At 58.2% G+C, this 16,380-nt stretch carries 17 protein-coding genes; 13 read left to right on the top strand and 4 right to left on the bottom strand.

The annotated features are described in order from the left end of the window. Positions 1 to 2: 2 nt before the first annotated feature. Positions 3 to 821, bottom strand: coding sequence for an undecaprenyl-diphosphate phosphatase (gene bacA, locus GNG27_RS19865; RefSeq protein ID WP_039031758.1), 819 nt, complete (start codon positions 819 to 821; stop codon positions 3 to 5). Between the two features lie 103 nt (positions 822 to 924). Then, on the bottom strand, positions 925 to 1,293 hold the full coding sequence (gene folB / locus GNG27_RS19870) for a bifunctional dihydroneopterin aldolase/7,8-dihydroneopterin epimerase (protein WP_106995853.1): 369 nt from the start codon (positions 1,291 to 1,293) through the stop codon (positions 925 to 927). Between the two features lie 107 nt (positions 1,294 to 1,400). On the opposite strand from folB, the gene plsY reads away from it, so the two are divergent. The 10 genes from plsY to ureG all read left to right on the top strand — a co-directional run bounded on the left by plsY (position 1,401) and on the right by ureG (position 9,805). Continuing rightward, positions 1,401 to 2,015 carry a glycerol-3-phosphate 1-O-acyltransferase PlsY gene (gene plsY / locus GNG27_RS19875; protein ID WP_156264654.1) on the top strand — a complete coding sequence of 205 codons (615 nt, stop codon included), beginning with the start codon at positions 1,401 to 1,403 and terminating at the stop codon, positions 2,013 to 2,015. Positions 2,016 to 2,134: 119 nt separating this feature from the next. Next, positions 2,135 to 3,601 carry an MFS transporter gene (locus GNG27_RS19880; RefSeq protein ID WP_156264655.1) on the top strand — a complete coding sequence of 489 codons (1,467 nt, stop codon included), beginning with the start codon at positions 2,135 to 2,137 and terminating at the stop codon, positions 3,599 to 3,601. A 722-nt stretch (positions 3,602 to 4,323) separates the two neighbouring features. Continuing rightward, positions 4,324 to 5,151: an urease accessory protein UreD gene (locus tag GNG27_RS19885; protein ID WP_156264656.1), complete on the top strand. Its 828-nt coding sequence runs from the start codon at positions 4,324 to 4,326 to the stop codon at positions 5,149 to 5,151. 10 nt (positions 5,152 to 5,161) lie between these two features. Next, positions 5,162 to 5,464, top strand: a complete 303-nt coding sequence (locus GNG27_RS19890; RefSeq protein WP_103822891.1) for an urease subunit gamma — start codon at positions 5,162 to 5,164, stop codon at positions 5,462 to 5,464. 9 nt (positions 5,465 to 5,473) lie between these two features. Continuing rightward, on the top strand, positions 5,474 to 5,788 hold the full coding sequence (locus GNG27_RS19895; RefSeq protein WP_142487135.1) for an urease subunit beta: 315 nt from the start codon (positions 5,474 to 5,476) through the stop codon (positions 5,786 to 5,788). Further along, positions 5,781 to 7,484: an urease subunit alpha gene (gene ureC / locus GNG27_RS19900; RefSeq protein ID WP_156264657.1), complete on the top strand. Its 1,704-nt coding sequence runs from the start codon at positions 5,781 to 5,783 to the stop codon at positions 7,482 to 7,484. The genes GNG27_RS19895 and ureC overlap by 8 nt, the downstream gene beginning before the upstream one ends. Before the next feature lie 9 nt (positions 7,485 to 7,493). Continuing rightward, complete coding sequence (gene ureE / locus GNG27_RS19905; RefSeq protein ID WP_156264658.1) at positions 7,494 to 7,958, top strand: urease accessory protein UreE; 465 nt, start codon at positions 7,494 to 7,496, stop codon at positions 7,956 to 7,958. 9 nt (positions 7,959 to 7,967) lie between these two features. Continuing rightward, complete coding sequence (locus GNG27_RS19910; RefSeq protein ID WP_142487138.1) at positions 7,968 to 8,507, top strand: HupE/UreJ family protein; 540 nt, start codon at positions 7,968 to 7,970, stop codon at positions 8,505 to 8,507. Then, positions 8,507 to 9,178 carry an urease accessory protein UreF gene (locus GNG27_RS19915; RefSeq protein WP_156264659.1) on the top strand — a complete coding sequence of 224 codons (672 nt, stop codon included), beginning with the start codon at positions 8,507 to 8,509 and terminating at the stop codon, positions 9,176 to 9,178. Before GNG27_RS19910 ends, GNG27_RS19915 begins: the two co-directional genes overlap by 1 nt. A 9-nt stretch (positions 9,179 to 9,187) precedes the next feature. Next, positions 9,188 to 9,805: an urease accessory protein UreG gene (gene ureG, locus GNG27_RS19920; RefSeq protein ID WP_156264660.1), complete on the top strand. Its 618-nt coding sequence runs from the start codon at positions 9,188 to 9,190 to the stop codon at positions 9,803 to 9,805. Between the two features lie 32 nt (positions 9,806 to 9,837). Here the strand turns inward: ureG and GNG27_RS19925 are convergent, their stop codons facing one another. Then, positions 9,838 to 11,817 (bottom strand): S8 family serine peptidase, encoded by a 1,980-nt coding sequence (locus GNG27_RS19925; RefSeq protein ID WP_156264661.1) that lies wholly within the window; start codon positions 11,815 to 11,817, stop codon positions 9,838 to 9,840. Between the two features lie 358 nt (positions 11,818 to 12,175). Here GNG27_RS19925 and GNG27_RS19930 point away from each other — a divergent pair, with 358 nt between their 5' ends. Beyond that, positions 12,176 to 12,847: a response regulator transcription factor gene (locus GNG27_RS19930; RefSeq protein WP_156264662.1), complete on the top strand. Its 672-nt coding sequence runs from the start codon at positions 12,176 to 12,178 to the stop codon at positions 12,845 to 12,847. Positions 12,848 to 12,864: 17 nt separating this feature from the next. Here the strand turns inward: GNG27_RS19930 and tsaD are convergent, their stop codons facing one another. Next, positions 12,865 to 13,878 (bottom strand): tRNA (adenosine(37)-N6)-threonylcarbamoyltransferase complex transferase subunit TsaD, encoded by a 1,014-nt coding sequence (tsaD, locus tag GNG27_RS19935; protein ID WP_156264663.1) that lies wholly within the window; start codon positions 13,876 to 13,878, stop codon positions 12,865 to 12,867. Positions 13,879 to 14,114: 236 nt separating this feature from the next. Between tsaD and rpsU the strand changes: the two genes are divergently transcribed. Next, positions 14,115 to 14,330, top strand: a complete 216-nt coding sequence (gene rpsU / locus GNG27_RS19940; protein ID WP_001144069.1) for a 30S ribosomal protein S21 — start codon at positions 14,115 to 14,117, stop codon at positions 14,328 to 14,330. Positions 14,331 to 14,566: 236 nt separating this feature from the next. Beyond that, entirely contained in the window at positions 14,567 to 16,312 is a 1,746-nt protein-coding gene (gene dnaG / locus GNG27_RS19945) for a DNA primase (RefSeq protein WP_142487144.1), read from the top strand. Positions 16,313 to 16,380 lie beyond the last annotated feature (68 nt).

Raw genomic sequence — 16,380 nt, forward strand, 5'->3', positions numbered from 1 at the left:
CATCAGAAGAAGACCACGTAAACCGCGGCCGCCACGATAAAGCGATAGATGGCGAACGGGATAAACGAAATACGCTTGATCAGCTGCAGGAAGGTTTTGATGGCAATCAGAGCCACGATAAAGGCGGTGATAAAGCCCACGGCAAACATCGGAATGTCGCCTGCGGTCAGGAAGTGATAGCTCTTGTAGAGATCGAGCGCGGTCGCTCCCATCATCATCGGCACCGCCAGCAGGAACGAGAACTCAGAGGCGGCATAGCGGCTCACGCCCATCAGCATCCCGCCTGAAATTGTCGCCCCGGAGCGGGAGAAGCCCGGCCACAGCGCCAGACACTGGAAGCAGCCAATCATAAACGCCTGGCGGTAGGTCATATCATCCAGACCCGGCGCGCGCGGCTCTTTTGGCTTCAGCAGCTCCGCGGCGATCAGCAGCACGCCACCGACCACCAGCGCGTACATCACGTTAATCGGGTTAAACAGCGATTTAATGGTGTCATGTAACACCAGACCCAGCACCACTGCCGGGATCATCCCGAGCAGAATGTGCAGCAGGGTCAAACGCCCTTTGCCGGAGCCTTCATGCGGCGGGTGACCAAAGTGAATGCCAATCAGCCCGAACAGGCGGCGCCAGAACATCACCACGACCGCCAGAATGGAGCCTAACTGGATCACCACCTCAAAGGTTTTCGCCGTTTCGCCCTCAAACCCCAGCAGATGGCCGACGATAATCATATGGCCCGTACTGGAAACCGGCAGAAACTCTGTCAATCCTTCGACCACACCCAGTATTGCTGCCACCAGCAGGGAGTGCATATCGCTCATCAATAAACCCCTAAAAAGACAAAAAAACGGGTTACCCGGGGGCAACCGCAGAAGGAACAGCTGTAAGACTGATTTAACAGGAATTGGTTTAACTATTATACCGTTAAATATTTCCTTTCAGATTTTGGCTACGCTCAATGATGACGCCCACATTGGCCGCCCGGGCTACCGCGCCCGGCTTGCTGACTTTGATGCGCACCCACGGGGAATTAAAGCGGCTGAGCAGCAGCTCCGCCACCTCTTCCGCCACGCGTTCCACCAGCGCAAAACGCTGACCTTCCACGTGGCTAATGACGGTTTCGCTGACGTCGGCATAGCTGAGACAATCGTTCACATCATCGCTTTTCGCGGCGGCGACGTTATCCCAGCCCATTTCGATATCGAACACTAGCTTCTGTTCGATGGTTTGTTCCCAGTCATACACCCCGATAGTGGTGATTACCGAAAGTTGCTCTATAAATACTATATCCATCACGACCTGCCTGGTTTTTGGCTAAACCGGATACCACTCCCGGCGAATTATGCGTATTATCCACAGATGCTAAGTACAAAACGATATTTTCAAAACGGAACAGCGTTATGAGTGCAATCGCGCCTGGAATGATCCTCCTTGCCTACCTTTGCGGCTCAATTTCCAGCGCCATTCTGGTCTGCCGTATCGCCGGGTTACCCGATCCACGCGAGAACGGCTCCGGGAATCCGGGGGCGACCAATGTACTACGAATTGGCGGCAAAGGAGCAGCCGTAGCGGTTCTGATTTTTGACGTCCTGAAAGGCATGCTTCCCGTCTGGGGCGCGTATGCGCTGGGCGTGACGCCATTCTGGCTGGGGCTGATTGCCATCGCCGCCTGCCTGGGCCATATCTGGCCAGTATTCTTCGGTTTCAAAGGCGGTAAAGGCGTGGCCACCGCATTCGGCGCCATTGCCCCTATTGGCTGGGATCTCACCGGCGTAATGACCGGCACCTGGCTGCTCAGCGTGTTGCTCAGCGGCTACTCCTCTCTTGGCGCTATCGTCAGCGCGCTGATTGCCCCGTTTTACGTCTGGTGGTTCAAACCGCAGTTCACCTTCCCGGTGTCGATGCTCTCCTGCCTGATCCTGCTGCGTCATCATGACAATATCCAGCGCCTGTGGCGTCGTCAGGAGACCAAAATCTGGGCCAGGCTGAAGAGAAAGAAGAAAGATCCGCAGTAAGGCGACTCTGCCCCCCTTTCGCCTGCCCCCTTAGTTATGCCTTATAACCAAATGTGATTTAGATCGTTTTCTTGCGGTGAGTACTCTTTTTGTTCGTACAGCCAACACAACATAAGAAAATGACAGAGATCGCAGATCCAACCTCACTTGCAACGGCAGGAAAAACTCCCGACGGGGAGATCAAATGGGTCCGTAACGCAGCGGACGTCACCCAACTGGTTAATGAAGGCTCCCAGGGCCGGGCCAATGCGCGCATCGTCATCGGCATTGCGCTGGGCGGTATCTTCCTGGATGCCTACGACCTGGGCGCGCTGGCGTTCGGGATCAAAGACATTACCCGCGAGTTCAACCTTACGCCCGCAGGCACCGGCATGGTGGCCTCGGCGATCACCTTCGGCGCGATTGTCGGGGCGCTGATTGGCGGCTACCTGACGGATAAAATCGGTCGTTACCGGGTCTTTATGGCCGACATGGTGTTCTTTGTGGTCGCGGCCATCGCCTGCGCGTTTGCCCCGAACGAGTACGTGCTGGCAGGCGCGCGCTTTGTGATGGGCCTGGGCGTGGGGATCGACCTCCCCGTGGCGATGGCCTTCTTAAGCGAGTTCGCCAGGCTGAAAGGCCCCGGCAACAAAGCCGCCAGCGTCGCCATGTGGTGTCCCACCTGGTATGCCGCAATCAGCATCTCTTATCTGCTGGTGCTCTTCTTCTATGGCGTGCTGCCGGAGACGCACAGCGACTGGCTGTGGCGAATTATCCTCGGCTTCGGGGCGATCCCCGCGCTGGTGATCATTGCCATCCGCAGTAAGTACATGAGCGAATCGCCGGTGTGGGCGGCGAATCAGGGCAACCTGAAAGAGGCGGCCTCGATTCTGCGCAAGGCGTATAACATTAATGCCCACGTGCCGCAGGAGGCGCTCGATCAGCCCGCCCCGGTGGTGAACAAAGCCAGCTGGCGTAACTACCTGAATCTGTTCCGTGGGGTCTATCTGCGCCGCACTACGCTTGCCACGCTGCTGTCGGTTGTGTCGTCCTTCGCCTATAACGCCGTGGCCTTTGGCCTGCCGGTGATTATCTCCAGCTTCTTTGTGCAGTCGATGCTGACCACGATTCTGATCTCCCTGGCCCTGAACCTGCTGTTCGCCTTTGTCGGCGGCCTGCTGGCGGTGCGGCTGGTACCGCGTTTTGGCGCCTGGCGGATGTCGCTGGGGGGTTATAGCTGTCAGCTGATTGCCCTGCTGGTGCTGGCGATTATCGGTCGCCCGGAAGGCGCGGCGGAGGGGATCGCGGCGGTGGCGATGCTGGCCCTGTTCCTGTTCGGCCAGGGCTTTGGCCCGGGGGCGCATACGATGACCTTTGCCTCGCTCAGCTACCCGACCTCGCTGCGCGGTGTGGGTGTGGGGCTGAACCAGACGCTGATGCGCAGCAGCTCAACGCTGTCGCTGTTTATGTTCCCGCTGCTGGTGGCCTCGATGGATACGGCGGTGTTCTGGGTGATCGCCCTGGCGCCGCTGATTGGGTTGGTTTCGCTGCTGGCGATCCGCTGGGAGCCCTCCGGGTATGATATTGATGCGGAGGATTACCGGTAAGGTATTACCTGTCTGGTAAGGCATTATGTAGCAGGAGTGGAATGGTTCCGTTCACCTCATGTCCAGCAGAATATGAAATGAACGGAACCTGTGAACGTGATAAGGGGGCCACCGCGGCCCCCTTATCAATCCCCGCGGCCCCGCGACGAAATCGGTGCTTCGCACTACGCTCACCTCCCGACCTGACGCCTGCGGTCGGCTCAACTCGACATCCTGTCTCGATTCGCCTCTGGCCGCCATCCCTGGCGTCCAGCCCTTGTCATCCGGTCTCCGGTTCGCCGATTTCAGCGGGGACTCAACACCCGTGCCACATTCAAACCGCAGAGAAGGTTGAGGGAGCGAAAGTCCGGCTGAAAATCGCTGAGGCGTTGACCGCAGGCCGGGGCGAGGCGCATGGATGCGCCGAGAGGGCGTGACCTACATGGATGTAGGATCACGCCCGACCCGATAGCCGAAGGGAATAAGCCGAAGGCACCGCGAAGCGGCGATTTTCTTTGCCGGGAGCCGGGATTGTTAAGGGGGCGGCGGCAGCCCCCTTAACACGTTCACCGCAGCGGGGCGCACATAACGCAGAGAAGTCATAGTGAACGGAACAATTCCACCACTCCAGAAAATAAGTGAGCTCTTAGCGAACGCCTCATCCATAAGTGACTCATATGACAGCCTTCATTTCCGCCAGGGCATACTAAAAAACACCCCGATGGCGAGCAGATGGATGAAGCATGTCAGCAACTCAGATGGTTGATAAAACAGTAAAAGGCTGGCAGGCGTCGCTTGCTTTGCAGTTTTGTCACACCCCTGAAAAAACCCTCCTTCACGCTGCCCGTCACGTCGGTCCCCTTACCGTTCAACGCCCGTTTTATCCCGAAGGCGAGACCTGCCACCTCTATCTGCTGCATCCGCCGGGCGGGATTGTTGGCGGGGATGAACTGACGATCGACATCCACCTTGAGGCCCGCAGCCATGCGCTGATCACCATGCCCGGCGCCAGCAAGTTCTATCGCAGCACTGGCGCACTTGCGCGGCTGGATCAGCACTTCACTCTGGACGAAAACGCCATTCTGGAGTGGCTACCGCAGGACACCATTTTCTTCCCCGGCGCGAATGCCGCCCTGCGCTCGGTGTTTCATCTGCAGCGTAGCAGCACCCTGCTGGCCTGGGAGCTGTTTTGCCTCGGTCGCCCGGTGATCAATGAGCCCTTCAGCCACGGACGCATTGAGAGCCGCCTTGAAGTCTGGATCGAGGGCGAACCGCTGCTGATCGAGCGCCAGCATCTGGCGGACAGCGATCTGTCGCCGGTGGCGGAACACCCCTGGATCGGCACCCTGCTGTTTTATCCGGCAACCGAAACGCAGCTGGATGATGCCCGTGAGCTGTTGACCCCACTGAACGATTTTGCGGGCGCTACCCTCACCGACGGCCTGCTGTCAGTCCGTTTTCTGGCCCATGACAACCTGATTTGCCAGCAGGCGATGCACGAGATCTGGCAACGCCTGCGCCCGCAGCTCACCGCCAAAGCCCCCTGCTCGCCCCGAATCTGGCACACCTGAGAGACGCACGATGGAACTGACCCCCAGAGAAAAAGACAAGCTGTTGTTGTTTACCGCCGCGCTGGTGGCCGAGCGCCGTCTCGCCCGCGGCGTAAAGCTCAATTACCCGGAATCGGTGGCCCTGATCAGCGCCTTCATTATGGAAGGGGCGCGCGACGGGCAGACGGTGGCGGAATTAATGGAAGCCGGTCGCCACGTTCTGACCCGCAGCCAGGTGATGGAGGGCGTGCCGGAGATGATCCCGGACATTCAGGTGGAGGCCACCTTCCCGGACGGCTCCAAGCTGGTCACCGTTCACAATCCGATCCTGTAAGGGGGGAGCATGATCCCAGGCGAATATCAGATACAACCCGGGCAGATCGTTATTAATGCCGGGCGCAACACGCTGACGACGATCGTCGAGAACCACGGGGATCGTCCGATCCAGGTCGGATCCCATTACCATTTTTACGAGGTGAACCCGGCCCTGAAGTTCGATCGTGAGCCCACCAAAGGTTACCGGCTGAATATTGCCGCGGGCACCGCCGTGCGCTTCGAGCCGGGGCAAAAGCGCGCCGTCACGCTGGTGCAGGTGGCGGGCGCGCAGCGCCTTGTCGGCTTTCGCGGCGCGGTGATGGGCGAGGTGGATCATGGCTGAGATCTCGCGTCAGGCCTATGCCGACATGTTTGGCCCCACCACCGGGGATAAGGTGCGGCTGGCCGATACCGAGCTGTGGATCGAGGTGGAACAGGATCTGACGATCTACGGCGAAGAGGTCAAATTCGGCGGCGGGAAGGTGATCCGCGACGGCATGGGCCAGGGGCAGATGACGGCGCAGGAGTGCGTGGATCTGGTGCTGACCAACGCGCTGATCGTCGATCACTGGGGGATCGTTAAAGCCGATATCGGCGTGAAGGACGGCCGGATCGTCGCCGTGGGCAAAGCAGGTAACCCGGATATTCAGCCCGGCGTAACCATCCCGATTGGCGCGGCCACCGAGGTGATCGCCGCCGAAGGCAAGATCGTCACCGCAGGCGGGGTCGATACCCATATCCACTGGATCTGCCCGCAGCAGGCGGAAGAGGCGCTGGTCTCCGGAGTTACCACCATGATCGGCGGCGGCACCGGACCTGCTGCCGGCACCCATGCCACCACCTGCACACCAGGACCCTGGTATATCGCGCGGATGCTCCAGGCCGCCGATACGCTGCCAGTGAATATCGGCCTGCTGGGAAAAGGCAATGGCTCCAACCCCGATGCCCTGCGCGAGCAGGTTGCCGCAGGGGCCATCGGCCTGAAAATTCATGAGGACTGGGGTTCAACGCCTGCAGCGATCGACTGCGCCCTGACGGTGGCGGATGAGATGGATATCCAGGTGGCGCTGCACAGCGACACCCTCAACGAGGCCGGGTTTGTCGAAGACACCCTGGCGGCTATCGCCGGGCGCACCATCCATACCTTCCACACCGAAGGGGCGGGCGGGGGCCATGCGCCGGATATCATCACCGCCTGCGCACACCCTAACATTCTGCCCTCTTCCACCAACCCGACCCTACCCTACACGGTCAACACCATCGACGAGCATCTGGACATGCTGATGGTCTGCCATCACCTCGACCCGGATATCGCCGAGGACGTGGCCTTTGCCGAATCGCGCATTCGCCGGGAGACCATCGCCGCCGAGGACGTGCTGCATGACATCGGCGCCTTCTCCCTCACCTCGTCGGATTCGCAGGCGATGGGCCGGGTGGGCGAAGTGATTATCCGTACCTGGCAGGTGGCGCACCGCATGAAGGTGCAGCGCGGCCCGCTGGCGGACGAGCGCGGCGCTAACGATAACCTGCGGGTGAAGCGCTATATCGCCAAGTACACCATCAACCCGGCGCTGACCCACGGCATTGCCCACGAGGTCGGGTCGATTGAGGCCGGAAAGCTGGCGGATCTGGTGGTCTGGTCCCCGGCCTTCTTTGGCGTGAAGCCCGCCACCATCGTCAAAGGCGGGATGATCGCCTGCGCGCCGATGGGCGACATTAACGCCTCGATCCCCACCCCGCAGCCGGTGCACTACCGGCCGATGTTTGGCGCGCTGGGCGCCGCCCGTCATGCCACCAGGCTGACGTTTGTCTCGCAGGCCGCTGCCGACAACGGCATCCCGCAGGAGCTGAATTTGCAAAGCGCCACCGCGGTGGTCAAAGGCTGCCGGACGGTGAAAAAGGCCGACATGATCCACAACGGCCTGCAGCCGAACATTACCGTCGACGCGCAAACCTATGAGGTGCGCATCGACGGGGAACCGATCACCAGTGAGCCAGCAGAGATCCTGCCGATGGCGCAACGCTATTTTCTGTTCTGAGGAGGAATCATGATCACCTTAACCCAACGCCTTGACCATCCCCATGCCGTGACCGCCCGCGTGACGCTGCCGATTGATGTCCGGGTCAAGAGCCGTGCCCGCGTGGTGCTGGACGACGGGCGCGATGCCGGGCTGATACTACCGCGCGGCCTGCTGCTGCGGGGCGGCGACCTGCTCACCAGCGACGACGGGCGTGAGGTGGTGGAGGTCGTTGCCGCCGCCGAGCCGCTGTCGGTGGTGCGCTGCGCCGATCCCTTCCTGCTGGCCCGCGCCTGCTATCACCTGGGCAACCGCCACGTGCCGCTGCAAATCTTGCCCGGCGAGCTGCGCTATCACCACGATCATGTCCTGGACGAGATGCTAAAGCTGTTCGATCTCGAGGTGACTTTCGCCAGCCTGCCTTTTGAGCCGGAAGCGGGCGCCTACGCCAGCGAAGGCCACTCCCATTCGCACTCTCACGCACATTCACATTAAGGATCCATCATGCGTAAGTTATTACCCCTGCTGCTGCTGGCCTTCTCCCTGCCCGCACTGGCCCATCCGGGGCACGGCAGCGACAGTTTTCAGGCCGGCTTTTTCCATCCCCTGACCGGGCTGGATCATCTGCTGATGTTGACCGGCGCAGGCGTGCTCGCCGCCCTGAGCGGCCGCAGGCTGCTGATGCCCTTCGCCACCCTCGGGATGATGCTGACCGGTGCCGTCGCGGGCAGCCTGTTGGGGGGCTTTAGCGGCATGGAGATGCTGATTATCGCCTCGCTGGCGGTGTGCGGCGTGATGATGTTCAAAACCGAAAACCGTCTGCTGCTGGCCGTACCGGCGCTGGCGATGTTCCACGGCTGGGCCCACGGCGTCGAGATGGCAGGCCACAGCTTCTGGCTTTTCACCAGCGGCTTTATGCTCGCCAGCGCGGCGGTGCTGTGCGTCAGCTTTGCTGCCGGTATGCTGCTGCGCCGTCACGATGGGCTGCGTAAAACCTTCGGCGGCGGGCTGATCGCCTCCGCTCTGCTGGCGCTGATGAGCTGATGGAGCCCTCCCGCCAGCTGCGCCTGATGCAGCTCACCAGCAGCAGCCTGCCGGTGGGATCTTATACCTGGTCGCAGGGGCTGGAGTGGGCGGCGGAAGCGGGCTGGGTCACCACCCCGGCCGCGTTCAAAGCCTGGCAATGTCAGCAGATGGAGCAGAGCTTTTTCTGCGTCGATCTGCCGCTGTTTTCCCGTCTGTATCGCGCCTGCGAGCAGAACGATATCGCAGCCGCCTCGCGCTGGACGGCATACCTGCTGGCCTGCCGCGAGACTCGCGAACTTCGGGAAGAGGAGCGCAACCGCGGAGCGGCCTTCACCCGGCTGATCAAAAGCTGGGAGGCGGACTGCCCGCCCGACTGGCTGCCGCTGTTCTCGCAAAGCCAGCTGTGCGGCATGGCATGGCTCGGCGTGCGCTGGGGAATCGGCCTGCGCGAGTTGGCGTTAAGCCTCGGCTACAGCTGGATTGAGAGCGCGGTGATGGCGGGCGTCAAGCTGGTGCCCTTCGGCCAGCAGGCGGCCCAGCTGTTGATCATCGAACTCTGCGATCGCTTTGCCGACGGGCTGGAGCAGGCGCTTTTGCGCCGCGATGACCAGCTGGGGGCGGCCACGCCGCTCTCCGCCATCGCTTCAGCGCGTCATGAAACCCAATATTCACGGTTATTCCGTTCCTGAGGAGTCTCTATGTCTGAGTACAAACACCCCCTGCGCGTAGGCGTCGGCGGCCCGGTGGGGTCGGGCAAAACCGCCCTGCTGGAAGCCCTGTGTAAAGCGATGCGCGATCGGTATCAGCTGGCGGTGGTGACCAACGATATCTACACCAAAGAGGATCAGCGCATCCTCACCGAAGCGGGGGCGCTCGAGCCGGAGCGCATTGTCGGGGTGGAAACCGGCGGCTGCCCGCACACTGCGATCCGCGAGGATGCCTCGATGAATCTGGCGGCGGTGGAAGCGTTAAGCGAGAAGTTCGGCAATCTGGACCTGATCTTTGTCGAGAGCGGCGGAGATAACCTGAGCGCCACCTTCAGCCCGGAGCTGGCGGATCTGACGATCTACGTGATCGACGTGGCGGAAGGGGAAAAGATCCCGCGTAAAGGCGGGCCGGGGATCACCAAATCCGATTTTCTGGTGATCAATAAAACCGATCTCGCCCCCTATGTCGGCGCATCGCTGGAGGTCATGGAGCGTGACACCAACCGGATGCGCGGCGAGCGTCCCTGGACCTTCACTAACCTGAAAGCGGGCAACGGGCTGGCAACGATTATTGGCTTCCTGGAAGAGAAAGGGATGCTGAAGATATAAAAAAAGCCTGGCGTGACGCCAGGCTGTGGATGTTATTTACAGCTGTTGCCCGTTGCGCCCGGCTGACGCCACACGCCCCAGGTGCCGCCAGTGCCCGGGGTTTCCTGGCCCGGATTGACGTACCACTGGTTCATCCAGATCTTGCCGTTATACGACACTTTCGTGCATTTGGTCGGATAGGCGATTTTTGCGTTATAGGCCGGGACATCCAGCGCTGGCGCTGCCGGTTTGCTGACCTTAATGGTCATGCTGTCCTGCGCGGTACGCCCGTCTTCGCCGGTAGTGGTCAGTGTATAGGTCACTTCACCTTCGGTATTGGCCGGGATCACCGCCCAGGCATGCGCACTGTTCACGCTGTTGACCAGCGAGCCGTTCAGCTTCTCCTGCAGCCAGAAGGTGCCGGCCCCTTTGGTGACGCTCCAGTTAAACGACTTCACGTTCAGGCTCTTACTGCCATCCAGCGGATAAGTGCTTACGCCGCTGGCAGGTGAAACCATGGTGTAGTCCGCACCTGCGGCTGCTGTCGGGGCTGGGGCGGTTTTGCCGCCATCCTTCAGGGCCAGGATCCGCGCGACCGCACGTTCCATATCAGGATGGGTTCCCACTTTAGCCGACTCTCCGTTCGCCAGCGAGGTGCCAGTGTCCTGGAGGATCTGACGCATCTGCACCGGGGTGACGGTGATACCGTTCGCTTTGGCAATCCCTGACAGGCTGGCCACGACGCCTGCAATGATAGGGTTGGCGGAGGAGGTGCCAGCGAAGGTGTTGGTATATTGCGCGTTTGCGGCATTATAAAGACTACCGTAGCCGGCAGTCACGACATCCCAGCAACCCCATGAGGAGCTGGTCACACGCGATCCGTAGGTGCTGAACGACGCTTTTTTGCCGTCTTTGGCGCAGAATGCTCCGGCAATGATGGCACCTGAATCGCGGGTATGAACGTCAAATTTCCCCTTAAACGCCGAATGGTCGAGGTTGATATTGCCATTCCCCGCAGCTTCTATCACGTACACGCCTTTGTCAGTCAGGGCCTTAATCACGTCGTAATAGCTTTGCACGTTTTCCTGCGGGACATAGCAGTCTTTAGTGGTACAACCGGTTATCTCCCCGCCGGCGGTTTGCATCCCGATCTGCACCACGTCGCCCGCTTTCAGCAAAGGGATCATGTTATAGAGGTTGTTATACTTCCAGTCTGAGAAGCCGACACGGCTTTTCCAGCTGAGACCACGCACCCCAGCGCCAATATCTTTGGCCGCCATAATCGCCACGGAAGCGGTATCGTGATCGTCGATGTACTTCGTATTTCCCTGGGTTAACGCAGGCGTCGGCAGATTTATGTGGTTCACATTCCAGATATCGTTTTCCATGGAAATAATGGTCACACCTTCGCCTGCATTACCCGGATATTGATTCACACTGTCACGGTTGACCCCGCCCATATAATATCCCTGGCGTTTGTCCGTTGGCCGTTTAGTGTAATATTGCAGATGACGGAAATCTGGCACCGTTGAGGCACCGACTGAACTTTGCACCGTGGATTTCAGCAACGGCTGGTTTTGTTCATTTCCAACATGATATTTATCCAGCGATACCGGCAGGCTTTCGGGATACACGATGTCGACATTGGGGTTTTGTTCCAGCTCCGCAATCATATTATTGATATAGGTTCTGTCGGTCGCTTTACTTTCCGGTAATTCAATACGCAGATAACGATCGAAACCGTACCGCGCATTAAGCTGGGCGAACTCATCGGATTGGGTGCTGCGCAGTTTGTTCGGACGGAACATGCTGGTCGGCACCAGCGATGGATCGCTCAGGGTCAGCTGGTTAGTCGTGGTGCTGGCGCTGGTCGTGCCGGTTGATTTCAAAAGCGGTTTGCTGGGTTTCAGTTTAACCACAATGGCGACATAAGATTCGCCGTTCTGAGCGAGTTCTACCTGCGGGGCCGTTTCTGCATAGGCTGAACAGGTGACGGCTGCGCAAATTAGCAGGGACAATATACTTTTTTTCATTTTAGCCAATATTCCATTAGGTCATAAATAAACACACATCCTTTTTTCAGCTTGAATTAAAAACGCCCCACCACCAATAAGAGCGCTCTGGCAAGAAAGCAAGAATTTTCCTGCCAAGACGTCAGGATGAAGCAATAATGAAATATAAAAGATGTCAATGACGACTGAGAATAAAATTAACTTAAATACCTGATGGAAAACTTTATTACCTACCTGCATCTTACTTAAAATAACCGCGCAAGGACACTTTATAATAAAAATGTTTATTCCAGCGCAACAGCAAAATAAACATGTCCGGTAAAATTGATTTTTATCTGAGCACATCAAAATAGTGCGGTAGCACGCAAAAGGAACCCCGATGACAATCAAGATTGCGATTGCGGATGAACACACCATTATTCGTCGGGGTGTGCGCGCCATGATCATGGACAACCATACGCATCTGACGGACACCCACTCCCCGCTTAACCTTTGCGTTACTGGCGAGGCGGCATCAACCAGCGAGCTGCTGAACCTGCTGGCACAGAATAAAATCGATATTTTGCTGCTGGGCTACACCCTCATCCAGTCGCTGAACGATATGGAGGGGCTGACGCTGGTGAAATGGTTAATGCATCACTACCCCACGCTAAAGGTCATTATGCTCTCGCCCGATACCAATCCGCTGATGATCCGCCTGGCGCTGGAGGCGGGTGCCAGGGCTTATCTCAGTCGGCATACGAATGAGAAAATCCTTGGCCAGGCGCTGCAATCGGTGATGAGCGGCGAGGTGTTTGTCGAGCGCACCCTGATGAATACCCTCTTTCAGAAAGGTAAAACCAGCAACGAGGCGCTCTCGCCACGGGAAACAGAAGTGCTGCGTTTGATTTGCAAAGGGTTAAGCCTGACGGATATTTCACGGCGTATGCATCTGAGCATCAAAACCGTGAGTGCGCATAAAATGCGGGCGATGGAGAAGCTGGGGGTGAAAAACGGCTGTCAGCTTTACTGTCTGTTAGCCAAAACCCGGATGTTCGATATCGTTATCTGACATCCGGGCGTTTGCCATCAGGCGGCAGGCAGTTCAGCCAGCGGCCAGCGCGGACGAACGGAGACGCTCAAATCTGCCGTCGCGTCGGGCTTCAGACGCACCATCCCGGCATAAGCGATCATCGCCCCGTTATCGGTGCAGAACTCCGGACGGGCATAGAACACTTCACCGCGACGCTTTTGCATCATCTCCGCCAGCTTCGCGCGCAGGGTACGGTTGGCGCTGACGCCACCCGCCATCACCAGACGCTTAAAGCCGGTCTGATCCAGAGCGCGCTTGCACTTGATCATCAGCGTATCCACCACCGCATCCTCAAAGGCACGGGCGATATCGGCGCGAGTCTGATCGTCGTTTTCATTATTACGGATGGTATTCGCCGCAAAGGTTTTCAGACCGGAGAAACTGAAATCGAGCCCCGGACGATCGGTCATCGGGCGCGGGAAGACGAAGCGCCCTTCCGTACCCTGCGACGCCATCTTCGACAGCATCGGGCCGCCAGGGTAATCGAGCCCCAGCAGCTTGGCGGTTTTGTCGAAGGCTTCACCCGCCGCATCGTCAATGGATTCGCCCAGCAGTTCATACTGACCGATTCCGGTGACGCCGATCAGCTGGGTATGGCCGCCGGAAACCAGCAGCGCCACGAACGGAAATGCCGGTGGATTGTCTTCCAGCATCGGCGCCAGCAGGTGCCCTTCCATATGGTGAACCGGGATCGCCGGCACATCCCACGCGAACGCCAGCGAACGCCCGATGGTCGCGCCCACCAGCAGCGCGCCGACCAGACCCGGACCGGCGGTGTAGGCCACGGCGTCGATATCTTTTGCCGTTAAGCCCGCCTCTTTCAGCGCCGCCTGAATCAATGGCACCGTTTTACGCACATGGTCGCGGGAGGCCAGCTCCGGCACCACGCCGCCGTAGTCAGCATGTAATTTCACCTGACTATACAGTTGGTTGGCGACCAGCCCTTTTTCATCGTCGTAAATTGCGATGCCGGTTTCATCGCAGGATGTTTCAATACCCAGTACACGCATGACTTGTTTTACCTCACTCAGATACCGCGCAGTGTAGAGCCTGGGCGGGTTGATGTAAAACTTTCCTCACCCCTGGAGTTCTCTTCGTGTATACTCCTCACCCTTATAAAAGTCCCTTTCAAAAACGGCCGCGGTGCTTTACAAAGCAGCAGCAATTGCAGTAAAATTCCGCACCATTTTGAAATAAGCTGGCGTTGATGCCAGCGGCAAACCGAATTTATAAAGGTGAGAGTTACATGCCGGTAATTAAAGTACGTGAAAACGAGCCGTTCGACGTAGCACTGCGTCGCTTCAAGCGTTCATGCGAGAAAGCAGGTGTTCTGGCTGAAGTTCGTCGTCGTGAGTTCTATGAAAAACCAACGACCGAACGTAAGCGCGCTAAAGCTTCTGCTGTGAAACGTCACGCGAAGAAACTGGCTCGCGAAAACGCACGCCGTACTCGTCTGTACTAATCTTTTGAGGACGCACGTCCTCAATTGTCAGACAGAGTAGTAGTCGTAAGGCCGTGCTTCCGGAAGGAATGCGCGGCTTGTTTTCGTTTATGAATCAGGATTTACACAAAATCATTCACACTGTATCAAGGCGGCAAGTGAGTGAATCCCCGGAGCTTACTTAAGTAAGTGACAGGGGTGAACGAGCGCAGCCAACGCAGAGACAGTTTGAAGGATGAAGTGTAATCACGGGGCCTATGGCTGGACGAATCCCACGCGTATTTATCAATGATCTGCTGGCAAGAACCGACATCGTCGATCTTATCGACGCGCGGGTAAAGCTGAAGAAGCAGGGCAAAAACTACCATGCGTGCTGTCCATTCCATAACGAAAAAACCCCCTCTTTCACCGTAAACGGTGAAAAACAGTTCTACCACTGCTTCGGCTGTGGGGCGCACGGCAACGCCGTCGACTTTCTGATGAACTACGACAAGCTCGAGTTCGTTGAAACCGTCGAAGAGCTGGCTGCCATGCACAACCTTGAAGTGCCGTATGAAGCAGGCAGCGGGCCAAGCCAGATAGAGCGTCATCAACGACAAACGCTGTATCAGCTGATGGACGGCCTGAACGCATTTTATCAACAGTCTCTTAAGCAACCTGCCGCTGAGCCTGCGCGTCAATATTTGAACCAGCGCGGACTGAGCGACGATGTTATTGCGCGTTTCGCTATTGGTTACGCCCCTCCCGGCTGGGATAACGTGTTAAAGCGTTTTGGCGGCAATAGCGAAGATCGTAAATCCCTCATCGACGCGGGCATGCTGGTCACTAATGACAAGGGACGCAGCTATGACCGCTTCCGCGAACGGGTGATGTTCCCCATTCGCGACAAGCGTGGCCGGGTAATTGGTTTTGGTGGACGCGTGCTGGGCGATGCCCTGCCGAAATACCTTAACTCCCCGGAAACCGACATTTTCCATAAAGGCCGCCAGCTGTACGGCCTGTATGAAGCCCAGCAGGATAACGCTGAACCGCAGCGCCTGTTGGTGGTCGAAGGCTATATGGATGTGGTGGCGCTGGCGCAGTTCGACATTAACTATGCCGTTGCGTCTCTGGGCACCTCCACGACCGCCGACCATATTCAGCTGCTGTTTCGGGTGACCAACACCGTGGTCTGCTGTTACGACGGCGACCGTGCCGGGCGCGAAGCCGCCTGGCGCGCGCTGGAGACGGCATTGCCTTATATGACCGACGGGCGTCAGCTACGCTTTATGTTTCTGCCCGACGGCGAAGACCCGGATACGCTGGTGCGTAAAGAGGGCAAAGCGGCTTTTGAAGCGCGGATGGAGCAGGCTCAGCCGCTCTCCACGTTTCTGTTTAACAGCCTGATGCCGCAGGTGGATTTGAGCACCCCGGATGGCCGCGCCCAGCTGAGCACGCTGGCTTTGCCGCTGATTACTCAGGTACCGGGCGAAACGTTGCGCATCTATCTGCGTCAGGAGCTGGGTAAAAAACTCGGCATTCTGGATGACAGTCAGCTTGAACGTTTAATGCCAAAGCTGGCGGAGAGCGGAGCGGCTCGCCCCGCGCCTCAGCTAAAACGCACAACCATGCGTATACTGATAGGACTGCTGGTGCAGAATCCGGAACTGGCACCGAAAGTGCCTTCTCTGGCAGGTCTGGACCATGAAAAGCTGCCGGGACTTGGCTTATTCGCAGAACTGGTCAACACTTGTCTCTCACAGCCAGGTCTGACCACCGGGCAACTTTTAGAGCACTATCGCGGAACAAAAGCGTCCGCAACCCTTGAAAAACTGTCGATGTGGGACGATATAGCAGATAAAGATATCGCTGAAGAGACCTTCACCGACTCGCTCAACCATATGTTTGATTCGATGCTTGAGCTACGGCTCTCTGAATTGATCGCCCGCTCGCGGACCCATGGGTTAACGCCAGCAGAACGCGAAGAGGTGCGTGTGATTACTGAAGCACGTGCCCGGAAATGAATTTAACGGCTTAAGTGCCGAATATCGTTCGGGTAGATCCCGACAGCCGCACTGAGAGGCAGCGGCAA

It is taken from the genome of Leclercia sp. 119287, assembly GCF_009734485.1.
Taxonomy (GTDB): Bacteria; Pseudomonadota; Gammaproteobacteria; order Enterobacterales; family Enterobacteriaceae; genus Enterobacter; species Enterobacter adecarboxylatus_C.